This window comes from gamma proteobacterium symbiont of Axiagastus rosmarus, assembly GCF_059730925.1.
Window position 1 is genome coordinate 2,896,813 of record NZ_AP035925.1, and the last position, 12,012, is coordinate 2,908,824.

Sequence of the window (12,012 nt, forward strand, 5' to 3'; positions counted from 1 at the left end):
TTTGCGGGAGTGGCGAAATTGGTAGACGCACCAGATTTAGGTTCTGGCGCCGCAAGGTGTGCGAGTTCAAGTCTCGCCTCCCGCACCATTTCAGTCTTCGGCAGCCGGATGGGGTATCGCCAAGCGGTAAGGCACCGGTTTTTGATACCGGCATTCCCTGGTTCGAATCCAGGTACCCCAGCCAATCCGATGCACTCTCGTGGATACGAGTCGACGAATGGGATATCGCCAAGCGGTAAGGCACCGGTTTTTGATACCGGCATTCCCTGGTTCGAATCCAGGTATCCCAGCCATCATCGGGCGCAGTAAAGCAGTACAATCTGGCTACGTAGCTCAGTCGGTTAGAGCACATCACTCATAATGATGGGGTCACAGGTTCGATTCCCGTCGTAGCCACCAAACAAATTGGGGTGTCGCCAAGCGGTAAGGCAGTGGATTCTGATTCCACCATTCCGGGGTTCGAATCCCTGCACCCCAGCCATACAAAGACAATTTGACCAAACACCTATTGGGGTGTCGCCAAGCGGTAAGGCACCGGATTCTGATTCCGGCATTCCGGGGTTCGAATCCCTGCACCCCAGCCAAATTGCACAACAGGCCCGCTTTTGCGGGCTTTGTTGTTTTTGTCGTTCCTGAATTTCACGCCTTATACAACAGATGGCGCCGCCACGATTGCGGCGCCCGGTGAGTTTACAACCCCAGCGCGTAACGCAGCACCTGACGCTTGAGCACGCCAGCATTCTCTGCCGCAATCAGTCCAAGGTTACGCACCACACGCAGCGGCGGCAGCGCGTTGCTAAAGGCGAAGTAGAACAGATCCATACCGCCCTGCATCAGCAAATTATCTTTGTAGCGCTGACGGTGATAACGCTGCAGAACCGGCAGCGATGACCAGCGCTGCGCCTGGCTGCGCGCGTCCACCAGCGTATCAATCAGCGCATCCACATCGCGGTAGCCGAGATTAACCCCCTGCCCGGCCAGCGGATTGATGGTGTGTGCAGCATCACCGACCAGCGCCAGGCCCGGCAGCACGTAGCGTGTGGCATGGCGGCGCACCAGCGGAAACGACGCCGCGTTCTTCACCTGGAAGCGGCCGACACGCGCCGGGAAGTTGGCCTGTACTTCTTTGGCCAGCTGGCTGAGCGGCAGATTTTGCAGCTGACGGATCCGCGCCGGCGCGTCGTACCACACCAGCGAAGCGTGGCGATCGAACAGCGGCAGAAACGCGCGCGGTCCGTCCGGCGTAAATTGCTGCCAGGTGGCATCGCCGGCCTCGTGTTCACACTCAACGCTGATTAGCATGCAGGATTGCGCATAGTTCCAGCCGCGCACGCCGATACCCGCCAGCTGGCGCACGCGCGAATTAGCACCATCGGCCCCCACCACCAACTGGCTATCCAGCGTGCTCCCGTCATCCAGCTGCAGCTGCCAGCCGCCGCTGTGCGCTTGCAGCGCCTGCAGTGAGGCCGGACACAGTAGCGTTACGCCATCCTGCTGCATCTGCTCCCACAGCGCGCGCTGCAGCACGCTGTTTTCCACCATATAGCCCAGCTCGGGAATGCCCAGTGCAGCCGCGTCAAAGGTGACGTGCGCGCTTTGCCACTCCCAGGTTTCCAGCTTGCGGTAGGGCGCGCTGCGCATCGCCTGGACACGCGGCCAGACATTGAGCTGGCGCAGCAGCGCCACCGATGACGCACCAATGGCGGAGATGCGTATATCCGGCGCCAGGCTGGCGTCAAACGCGGCCGGCTCGGCACGTTCAATCACCGCCATGCGAAACTGCTGCTGCGCCAGACCACAGGCCAGCGCGGCACCGACCATGCCGCCGCCCACTACCACCACATCAAACTGTGAATCCTGCATCGACTCTTATCCTTCTGATTGCCGTGACGCCTTGCGGCAGCACTCTATGTGGCAAAGTGTACCGGAAATTTACCGCACCAGCAGAAAAGCCCTGCTAATCTTGTGCTTCAGCCGTGCATGTTTAACGCACCTGTCGCGTGAAATATAACCGGGCATCATGCCCAAAATAATTCGTGCGCCGGGAAGGCGGCAAGCAAGGATCATCCCGGGAGCTTACATCAGTAAGTGACCGGGAGAGCCGCGCGCAGCCAACGCACCTGGCGTGTGAAATATAACCGGGCATCATGCCCTAAATAATTCGTATGCCGGGAAGGCGGCAAGCAAGGATCATCCCGGGAGCTTACATCAGTAAGTGACCGGGGGAGCCGCGCGCAGCCAACGCACCTGGCGTGCGAAGTATGACGGGCATGCTGGTCACACCCGCGCCAAAGCATTACAATACGCGCCCTGCACTTCTCTGCTCAGAATCAATGGCTAGTTCAATGACCAAAAAACTGCATATCAAAACCTGGGGCTGTCAGATGAACGAATATGATTCATCGAAGATGGCTGACCTACTGAACAGCACGCACGGCTATACCCTGACGGAGGAAGCCGAAGACGCAGACGTACTGCTGCTGAATACCTGCTCCATCCGTGAGAAGGCGCAGGAAAAAGTGTTTCACTTGCTGGGACGCTGGAAGAAGCTGAAGGCGAAGAATCCTGAGCTGATTATTGGCGTGGGCGGCTGTGTGGCTTCGCAGGAGGGCGATAAAATTCGCCAGCGCGCGCAGTGCGTGGACATCGTTTTTGGCCCGCAGACGCTGCATCGTCTGCCGGAGATGATTAATCAGGTACGCGGCAGCAAAAGCCCGATTGTTGACGTCTCGTTCCCGGAAATCGAAAAGTTTGATCGCCTGCCGGAGCCGCGCGCTGAAGGGCCTACGGCTTTTGTCTCGATCATGGAAGGCTGCAATAAATATTGCACTTTCTGCGTGGTGCCTTATACGCGCGGCGAGGAAGTGAGCCGTCCCTGCGATGACATCCTGCTGGAAGTTGCCCAGCTGGCGGCGCAGGGCGTGCGTGAAGTGAATCTGCTGGGGCAGAACGTCAACGCCTATCGCGGCGCGACCTTTGACGACCAGATTTGTACCTTTGCCGAGCTGCTGCGTCTGGTAGCCGCGATTGACGGGATTGACCGGATTCGTTTCACCACCAGCCATCCGATTGAGTTCACCGACGACATCATTGACGTTTATCGTGATACGCCGGAGCTGGTGAGCTTCCTGCACCTGCCAGTGCAGAGCGGTGCCGATCGTATTCTGACGCTGATGAAGCGAGCGCACACTGCGCTGGAGTACAAAGCGATTATCCGTAAGCTGGTGGCCGCGCGCCCGGATATCCAGATCAGTTCAGATTTCATCATTGGCTTCCCGGGCGAAACCCAGCAGGATTTCGAGCAGACCATGAAGCTGATCGGCGAAGTTAATTTCGACACCAGCTTCAGCTTTATCTATTCGGCGCGTCCGGGTACGCCAGCGGCCGATCTGCCGGACGACGTGCCGGAAGAGGAGAAGAAGCAGCGTTTGTACATTTTGCAGGATCGCATCAATCAGCAGGCGATGGCATGGAGCCGCCGCATGCTTGGTACCGTTCAGCGTATTCTGGTGGAAGGTACCTCACGTAAGAATGTGATGGAGCTGACCGGCCGTACCGAAAACAACCGCGTGGTCAACTTTGAAGGCGACGTGCGCATGATCGGTAAATTTGTTGATGTCGAAATCGTCGATGTTTATACCAATTCGCTGCGTGGCGTCGTGGTTCGCACCGAAGAGGAGATGGGCCTGCGCGTCGCGGAGAGTCCGGCATCGGTGATTGCGCGTACGCGTAAAGAGGATGAGATCGGCGTGGGCCTGTATCAACCTTGAGACCGCGATTACTGAGCGACAGCGCACAACGCGCTGTCGCCTGTTTCATCCCGCAGCCCTTGCTTTCCGCAGCTGCCGCCCAAATATCTCCCCTGAAGCTTGCGCCCAGGCGCGACCCCATAAATAATTCCGTAAAGATGCTGACGCCTGGCGTGCGGTATCTGCTATTTCTTTCAACTGGCCCTGAGTGACCCAAAGGATTCATTTGAATATCGAAACTCGTGAAATCGCCCTTGAACCGGCAGACAATCGTCGACTGATGAGCCTGTGCGGTCCGTTTGATGACAACGTTAAACAGCTGGAGCGCCGTCTGGGCATTGAGATTAATCGCCGCGACAACCTGTTTAAGCTGGTCGGCCGCGCGCTGAGTGTCGAGGCGGCCGCCAATATTCTGCGTTCGCTGTACGTTGATACCGCGCCGGTGCGCGGCCAGATCCCGGACATTGAACCGGATCAGATCCATCTGGCGATCAAAGAGAGTCGCGTGCTGGAACAGACGGCCGATAGCGTGCCGGAGTACGGTAAAGCGGTAAACATCAAGACCAAGCGCGGCGTGATTAAACCGCGTACGCCAAACCAGGCGCAGTACATCGCCAATATTCTCGATCACGACATCACCTTCGGCATTGGGCCGGCCGGGACCGGGAAAACCTATCTGGCGGTCGCCGCCGCGGTGGATGCGCTGGAGCGGCAGGAGATTCGCCGTATTCTGCTGACGCGTCCGGCGGTCGAAGCCGGCGAAAAGCTCGGCTTCCTGCCCGGCGATCTCAGTCAGAAAGTCGATCCTTACCTGCGTCCGCTGTATGACGCCCTGTTTGAAATGCTGGGCTTCGAGCGCGTCGAGAAGCTGATGGAGCGCAACGTGATTGAAGTCGCGCCGCTGGCCTACATGCGCGGCCGTACGCTGAACGACGCATTCGTGATTCTCGATGAGAGCCAGAACACCACCATCGAACAGATGAAGATGTTCCTGACGCGTATCGGCTTCAACTCCAAAGCGGTGATTACCGGTGACGTGACGCAGATTGACCTGCCGCGCAGCACCAAATCCGGTCTGCGCCACGCCATCGAAGTGCTGGCCAATGTGGAAGAGATCAGCTTCAACTTTTTCCACAGCGAAGACGTGGTGCGTCATCCGGTGGTCGCACGCATTGTTAATGCTTATGAAGCCTGGGAAGAAGCGGACCAGAAACGCCGTGATAAACTGGCGGAAGAGCGTAAGCGTGAAGCACAGGCGGCACAACCTGCCAGCCAGCCGACGCCGCAGGAGCCTTCATGAGCACGGTGATTTTAGATTTGCAGTTGGCGTGTGCCGATGAAAACGGCCTGCCCGCAGAAGCGGCGTTTCAGCGCTGGCTGGAGGCGGCGGTCACGCCGTTTCAGCCTGAGAGCGAAGTCACGATACGGCTGGTCGATGAAGCGGAGAGTCATGAGCTTAATCTGACTTATCGCGGCAAAGATAAGCCGACTAACGTGCTGTCGTTCCCGTTTGAAGCTCCGCCGGGCATTGAGCTGCCGCTGCTGGGCGACCTGATTATTTGTCGTCAGGTTGTTGAGCAGGAAGCGGCCGAGCAGGGCAAAAGCCCTGAAGCGCACTGGGCACACATGGTGGTTCACGGCACGCTGCATCTGCTGGGTTATGACCATATTGAAGACGAGGAAGCTGAAGAGATGGAAGCGCTCGAGACCGAGATAATGCTTGCTCTTGGCTATCCCGATCCGTACATTTCGGAAAAAGAAGACGCCTGAACCGCCGGTTCAGGACATTGCGCTGCTGGCGAGGATGCCGGCAGTTCCTTTCCCTCATTCGAGAGAACTAAATAAAAACGCCATGAGCGACGACCATTCTCAAAACAACGACGCACCCAGTAGTAAAAAGGGTTTTTTCTCCCTGTTAATCAATCAGCTTTTCCACGGCGAACCCAAAAACCGTGACGAACTGCTGGGGCTGATCCGCGATTCTGAGCAAAAAGAGCTGATCGACCAGGACACCCGCGACATGCTGGAAGGGGTGCTGGATATTGCCGAACAGCGCGTGCGCGACATTATGATCCCGCGCTCGCAGATGATTACCCTGAAGCGCAACCAGAGCCTTGAAGAGTGCCTGGCAGTGATTATTGAATCTGCCCACTCGCGCTTCCCGGTAATCAGCGAAGATAAAGACCATGTTGAAGGCATTCTGATGGCGAAAGATCTGCTGCCGTTTATGAGCAGCAGCGCCGAGCCATTCAGCATGGAAAAAGTGCTGCGCCCGGTCGTGGTGGTGCCTGAGAGCAAGCGCGTCGATCGCATGCTCAAAGAGTTCCGCTCGCAGCGCTATCATATGGCGATCGTCATTGATGAGTTCGGTGGTGTCTCCGGACTGGTGACCATCGAAGATATCCTGGAGCTGATCGTCGGCGAAATTGAAGACGAATATGACGACGAAGAAGATCGCGATATCCGCCAGCTCAATCGCCACACCTATACGGTGCGTGCGCTGACGCCGATTGAGGATTTCAATGAGGTATTTGGTAGCGATTTCAGCGATGACGAAGTCGATACCATTGGCGGTCTGGTGATGCAGGGATTCGGCCATCTGCCGGCGCGCGGTGAAAGCATCGACATTGAGGGTTACCAATTCAAAGTTGCGATGGCTGACAGCCGCCGTATCATCCAGGTGCATGTGAAAATTCCGGAAGACTCTCCGCAACCGCAACTGGAAGACGAATAATTTTATGGCATTAGCCTCTCTCTACTCGCAGCAGCGGGTTCGCCTGCTGCTGGCATTAATTCTGGGTGCCGCGGGCACCCTTTCCTTTTCCCCGTATGATTTCTGGCCCGCCGCCCTGCTCTCTCTGGCCGGTTTGCAGCTGCTGTTGCTGGATCGCCGCAGCGCGCAGGCGGCAGGCATCGGTTTTGCCTGGGGCTTTGGCCTGTTCGGTAGCGGCATCAACTGGGTGTACGTCAGCATTGCCACGTTTGGCGGCATGCCCGGCCCGGTCAATGTGTTCCTCGTGGTGCTGCTCGCCGCCTATCTGGCGCTTTACCCGCTGCTGTTTGCCCTGCTGCTGAACCGCTTCTGGCCACGGGCCACGCTGTGGCGCATGGCGCTGGCGGCACCGGCGCTGTGGCAGATCACCGAGTTTCTGCGCGGCTGGGTGCTGACCGGCTTTCCGTGGCTGCAGTTTGGCTACAGCCAGATCGATGGGCCGCTGAAAGGCCTGGCGCCGCTGGCTGGCGTGGAAACCATCACCTTCCTGCTGATGGTGATTGCCGGCATGCTGGCCTCAGCCTGCTATCACCGCAGCGTGAAAAACCTGATTATCGCCGTCGCGCTGCTGCTGCTGCCGTGGCCACTGCGGATGCTGCAGTGGTATCAGCCGCTGCCGCAGCGCAGCGTCAATGTGGCGATGGTGCAGGGCAATATTCCGCAGTCAATGAAGTGGGATCCGCAGCAGCTGCTGACCACGCTGCGCGTCTATACCGCATACAGCAAGCCGTTTATCGGCAAAGCGCCAATCATCATCTGGCCGGAGTCGGCAATTACCGATCTGGAGAGTAATCAGCAGCCGTTTCTGCATGCGCTGGATGACGAACTGCGCGCGCGTGGCAGCACGCTGATCACCGGCATTGTTGATTCGCGCGTTGAGAGCGACAACCGCTATCACGATTACAACTCGGTAATTGTGCTGGGTGGCGCGCAGCCTTACAGCTATCAGAGCCGCAACCGTTACCAGAAAAACCATCTGGTGCCGTTTGGCGAGTTTGTACCGCTGGAAGGTCTGCTGCGTCCGCTGGCTCCGTTCTTCGACCTGCCGATGTCCTCGTTCAGCCGTGGCGCCTACCTGCAGCCGCAGCTGAAAGTGGCGGGCTACAACCTCACCAGCGCAATTTGCTATGAGATCGTGCTGGGCGAACAGGTGCGCGCCAACTTCCGTCCGGACACCAACTTCCTGCTGACGGTGTCGAACGATGCCTGGTTCGGTCATTCGATTGGTCCGTGGCAGCATTTCCAGATGGCGCGCATGCGTGCGCTGGAGCTGGGTCGTCCGCTGCTGCGCTCAACGAATAACGGTGTTACCGCAGTGGTGAATGCGCAGGGAGACGTGGAGAACATCATCCCGCAGTTCACCCGCGAAGTGTTGAGCGCAACAGTCACGCCTGCCAGCGGTGAAACGCCGTATGCACGCGTCGGTATCTGGCCGGTATGGCTGCTGACGCTGGCGGGCATCGTGCTGGCGATTTTACGCCGCCGCACCTGATATCCCGCCCTCTCTCACCAGGCGAAGCGCAGGCTTCGCCTTTTTTCTGCGCAGTTTTCCGCTCCCTTTATCCTCAGTCACCGCCACTTTCTGCTGCCTTTTTATCCGCTCTCCGCGTACTGGCACGATCATTGCTAATTATTTCAGTGGTTTTAGCAACATCGGTGATTTGTCAGCGTAATGCCATGTTTGCGCACTATTATCTGGCACCGAAGCGCACTTAATTGGCGCAGAGGCTGTTTTTTGCCTCTTATTGGTGCGGAGCGGCTCGCAAAAAACAAACTTTTTTGTTTCATTACGTTAACAATTCGCTATGTTAATCACTATCCTGCGCGCAGTTGCGCTAAGGGATAATTAAAAAAGCAGCAGGAAATACACACAACATCACAATCTGCGCAGTTTATGTTCTGCGCAACATTCACACGAAGGAGTAGGAACATGCAGATTCGCAAAGTGGCATTATCGCTTCTGCTGTTAGGCGCAGCAGCGGGCGCGGCCCAGGCGGAAGATCTCACCGGTACCCTGAAAAAGATTAACGATAGCGGCGTGATTGTCGTTGGGCATCGCGAGTCATCCGTTCCGTTTTCTTACTACGACAACCAGCAGAAAGTGGTGGGCTACTCACAGGACTACTCCAACGCCATCGTTGCCGCCATCAAAGCGAAACTGAATAAGCCGGATCTGCAGGTCAAAATGCTGCCGATCACCTCGCAAAACCGTATCCCGCTGCTGCAGAACGGCACCTACGATTTCGAGTGTGGCTCGACCACCAACAACGTAGAGCGTCAGCAGCAGGCGGCGTTCTCTGACACCATCTTCATCATCGGTACGCGTCTGCTGGTGAAGAAAGGTGGCGACATCAAAGATTTCGCCGATCTGAAAGGCAAAACCGTGGTCGTCACCTCGGGCACCACCTCTGAGATTCTGCTGCGCAAGCTGAATGACGAGAAGAAAATGGATATGCGCATCATCAGCGCGAAAGATCACGGTGACTCGTTCCGCACGCTGGAAACCGGTCGCGCAGTGGCCTTCATGATGGATGACGCCCTGCTGGCCGGTGAACGAGCCAAGGCGAAGAAACCGGATAACTGGGAAATCACTGGCACGCCGCAGTCCAAAGAAGCCTACGGCTGCATGCTGCGTAAAGACGATGCGCCGTTTAAACAGCTGATGGATGACACCATCGCCAAAGCGCAGACGTCGGGTGAAGCCACCAAATGGTTCGATACCTGGTTCAAACAGCCAATTCCGCCGAAGAACCTGAACCTGAACTTCGAGCTGTCTTCTGACATGCAGGCGCTGTTTAAAGCACCGAACGACAAAGCACTCTGAATTAACAATGAAAACAAGGGCGGCACTGCTGCCCTCTCGATTGCTGAACACGCGGTGCGGACAGACAGACTGTAACAGGCCGTTCCCCTGAAGCAGGACACAAGACACCGCTCAACAATCTTATGGGTAGCCTCGCTACCCTTTTTTTACCGGAGCTCGTTATGGGTATCGATTGGAACTGGGGCATCTTTTTACAGCAGGCTCCGTTCGGCAATACGACTTACCTCGGCTGGCTGTGGTCCGGATTTCAGGTGACCGTCGCGGTCTCCTGCTGCGCCTGGATTATCGCCTTCCTGGTAGGTTCCTTCTTTGGCATTCTGCGTACCGTGCCTAATCGCTGGCTGTCCACGATTGGCACCTGCTACGTGGAGCTGTTTCGTAATATCCCGCTGATCGTGCAGTTCTTCTTCTGGTATCTGGTGGCGCCAGAACTGGTCGGGGAGAAGCTCGGCATGTGGTTTAAGGCTGAACTGGACCCGAACATCCAGTTTTTCCTCTCTTCAACCATCTGTCTCGGTCTGTTCACCGCCGCACGCGTGTGTGAGCAGGTGCGCGCCGCGATTCAGTCGTTGCCGCGCGGCCAGAAAAACGCCGGTCTGGCGATGGGCCTGACGCTGCCGCAGACCTACCGCTACGTGCTGCTGCCTAACGCCTACCGCGTGATTGTGCCGCCGATGACCTCGGAAATGCTTAACCTGGTGAAGAACTCCGCCATCGCCTCTACCATCGGTCTGGTCGACCTGGCGGCGCAGGCGGGCAAGCTGCTGGATTACTCGGCGCATGCCTATGAATCTTTCACCGCTATCACCCTGGCCTACGTCGGTATTAACCTGGTGATCATGCTGATTATGAGTCTGGTAGAACGCAAAATCCGCCTGCCCGGCAACCTGGGAGGCAAATAATGTACGATTTTGACTGGAGTTCGATTCCGCCCAGCCTGCCCTATCTGCTGAACGGCATGATCATTACGCTGAAAATCACGGCGGTGGCGGTAGTGTTTGGCATTATCTGGGGCACCATTCTGGCGGTGATGCGCTTGTCCGCGTTCGCCCCGATCCGCTGGTTCGCCAAACTGTACGTGAACCTGTTCCGCTCGGTGCCGCTGGTGATGGTGCTGCTGTGGTTCTATCTGGTGGTTCCCAGCTTCCTGCAGCAGGTGCTTGGGCTGTCGCCAAAAACCGATATCCGCCTGATCTCCGCCATGGTGGCGTTTGCGCTGTTTGAAGCCGCTTACTACTCGGAGATTATCCGCGCCGGTATCCAGAGCATCTCGCGCGGCCAGTCCAACGCGGCGCTGGCGCTGGGTATGACGCAGTGGCAGTCGATGAAGCTGATCATCCTGCCACAGGCGTTCCGCGCCATGGTGCCGCTGCTGCTGACGCAGGGCATCGTGCTGTTCCAGGACACCTCGCTGGTGTATGTGTTAAGCCTGGCGGACTTCTTCCGCACCGCGTCCACCATCGGTGAACGTGACGGTACCCAGGTAGAAATGGTTCTGTTTGCCGGTCTGGTCTACTTCGTGATCAGCCTGAGCGCTTCGCTGTTGGTAAGTTATCTGAAAAGAAAAAGGACGGTTTAAATGATTAGCCTGAAAAATGTTTCTAAGTGGTATGGGCACTTTCAGGTGCTGACCGACTGCTCCACCGAAGTGAAGAAAGGTGAGGTAGTGGTGGTCTGCGGACCGTCCGGCTCCGGTAAATCGACGCTGATTAAAACGGTGAACGGGCTGGAGCCCGTGCAGCAGGGCAGCATTCAGGTGAACGGTACCGAGGTGAACAACAAAAAAACCAATCTCGCCCAACTGCGCAGCAAAGTGGGCATGGTGTTCCAGCACTTCGAACTGTTCCCGCATCTCAGCATCATTGATAACCTGGTGCTGGCGCAGGTGAAAGTGCTGAAGCGCGACAAAACTGCCGCACGCGACAAGGGCCTTGCCCTGCTGAAGCGCGTGGGTCTGGCGGCGCATGCGGAGAAATTCCCTGGTCAGCTGTCTGGCGGTCAGCAGCAGCGCGTCGCCATCGCCCGTGCGCTGTGCATGGATCCTATCGCCATGCTGTTCGATGAACCGACTTCCGCACTGGATCCGGAGATGATCAACGAAGTGCTGGATGTGATGGTGGAGTTAGCCAACGAAGGCATGACGATGATGGTGGTGACGCACGAGATGGGCTTTGCACGCAAAGTGGCGAATCGCGTCATTTTCATGGATGAAGGGAAGATCGTTGAAGATACCAACAAGGATGACTTCTTCAGCAATCCACAGTCCGACCGTGCCAAAGACTTCCTGGCGAAAATCCTGCACTAATACTCACAATTCTGGCGGTCCACGGACCGCCAGCATCAGGGCTTATCTTGCCCCTCCTGCACTTCACCAAAATCGATATATTGCTGCTGTGATGCGGTACCCGACTGCGCAAGGCATAGCGTCTTGCCGCACCGGCATGAATCCTCCTGGAGCCTGCCGCCGCGCCTTCCCTGGCGCGGAGGCTGCCGCAAGGCGCTATGCCTTGCGCATCATTAAGCTTCATCATCGCGGTGACAAATGCACTCATACCGCCGCACCTGCTTTTTTACGGCAGAAGGGATCCTGAACTAAGCCGGACGTCACGCGGCAGGGATGCCGCGTGTCGAGGCACGCAGGGATGCGGGTTTTGCCGATCCGGGCG

At 57.2% G+C, this 12,012-nt stretch carries 10 protein-coding genes and 6 tRNA genes; 15 read left to right on the plus strand and 1 reads right to left on the minus strand.

The genetic code is table 11. From position 1 onward, the window contains the following. Positions 1–3: 3 nt before the first annotated feature. The 6 genes from AC6I8F_RS13625 (at position 4) to AC6I8F_RS13650 (ending at position 584) form a co-directional block, all read left to right on the plus strand. Positions 4–88, plus strand: a tRNA-Leu gene (locus tag AC6I8F_RS13625). A gap of 21 nt (positions 89–109) precedes the next feature. Next, positions 110–184: transfer RNA gene (locus AC6I8F_RS13630), tRNA-Gln, on the plus strand. 34 nt (positions 185–218) lie between these two features. Then, positions 219–293 (plus strand) — tRNA-Gln (locus AC6I8F_RS13635). Between the two features lie 29 nt (positions 294–322). Then, positions 323–399, plus strand: a tRNA-Met gene (locus AC6I8F_RS13640). Positions 400–406: 7 nt separating this feature from the next. Further along, a tRNA-Gln gene (locus tag AC6I8F_RS13645) sits at positions 407–481 on the plus strand. 28 nt (positions 482–509) lie between these two features. After that, a tRNA-Gln gene (locus AC6I8F_RS13650) sits at positions 510–584 on the plus strand. Positions 585–690: 106 nt separating this feature from the next. Here the strand turns inward: AC6I8F_RS13650 and ubiF are convergent. Then, a complete protein-coding gene (gene ubiF, locus AC6I8F_RS13655) occupies positions 691–1,863 on the minus strand; it encodes a 3-demethoxyubiquinol 3-hydroxylase (protein ID WP_498028115.1) in 1,173 nt (390 codons plus the stop codon). Between the two features lie 482 nt (positions 1,864–2,345). Here ubiF and miaB point away from each other — a divergent pair, with 482 nt between their 5' ends. The 9 genes from miaB to AC6I8F_RS13700 all read left to right on the plus strand — a co-directional run bounded on the left by miaB (position 2,346) and on the right by AC6I8F_RS13700 (position 11,651). Continuing rightward, positions 2,346–3,770 carry a tRNA (N6-isopentenyl adenosine(37)-C2)-methylthiotransferase MiaB gene (gene miaB / locus AC6I8F_RS13660; RefSeq protein WP_021508568.1) on the plus strand — a complete coding sequence of 475 codons (1,425 nt, stop codon included), beginning with the start codon at positions 2,346–2,348 and terminating at the stop codon, positions 3,768–3,770. Positions 3,771–3,975: 205 nt separating this feature from the next. Beyond that, positions 3,976–5,049 (plus strand): PhoH family protein, encoded by a 1,074-nt coding sequence (locus AC6I8F_RS13665; protein WP_058769440.1) that lies wholly within the window; start codon positions 3,976–3,978, stop codon positions 5,047–5,049. Then, positions 5,046–5,519: an rRNA maturation RNase YbeY gene (gene ybeY, locus AC6I8F_RS13670; protein WP_010616134.1), complete on the plus strand. Its 474-nt coding sequence runs from the start codon at positions 5,046–5,048 to the stop codon at positions 5,517–5,519. Before AC6I8F_RS13665 ends, ybeY begins: the two co-directional genes overlap by 4 nt. Before the next feature lie 82 nt (positions 5,520–5,601). Further along, positions 5,602–6,483 carry a CNNM family magnesium/cobalt transport protein CorC gene (corC, locus tag AC6I8F_RS13675; RefSeq protein ID WP_021508571.1) on the plus strand — a complete coding sequence of 294 codons (882 nt, stop codon included), beginning with the start codon at positions 5,602–5,604 and terminating at the stop codon, positions 6,481–6,483. A gap of 4 nt (positions 6,484–6,487) precedes the next feature. Continuing rightward, positions 6,488–8,014: an apolipoprotein N-acyltransferase gene (lnt, locus tag AC6I8F_RS13680; RefSeq protein WP_477529667.1), complete on the plus strand. Its 1,527-nt coding sequence runs from the start codon at positions 6,488–6,490 to the stop codon at positions 8,012–8,014. Positions 8,015–8,452: 438 nt separating this feature from the next. Further along, entirely contained in the window at positions 8,453–9,346 is an 894-nt protein-coding gene (locus AC6I8F_RS13685) for a glutamate/aspartate ABC transporter substrate-binding protein (RefSeq protein WP_021508573.1), read from the plus strand. A gap of 161 nt (positions 9,347–9,507) precedes the next feature. After that, complete coding sequence (locus AC6I8F_RS13690) at positions 9,508–10,248, plus strand: amino acid ABC transporter permease (RefSeq protein ID WP_021508574.1); 741 nt, start codon at positions 9,508–9,510, stop codon at positions 10,246–10,248. Further along, positions 10,248–10,925: a glutamate/aspartate ABC transporter permease GltK gene (gene gltK, locus AC6I8F_RS13695; RefSeq protein ID WP_021508575.1), complete on the plus strand. Its 678-nt coding sequence runs from the start codon at positions 10,248–10,250 to the stop codon at positions 10,923–10,925. Before AC6I8F_RS13690 ends, gltK begins: the two co-directional genes overlap by 1 nt. Beyond that, positions 10,926–11,651, plus strand: a complete 726-nt coding sequence (locus AC6I8F_RS13700; protein WP_058757895.1) for an amino acid ABC transporter ATP-binding protein — start codon at positions 10,926–10,928, stop codon at positions 11,649–11,651. Positions 11,652–12,012 lie beyond the last annotated feature (361 nt).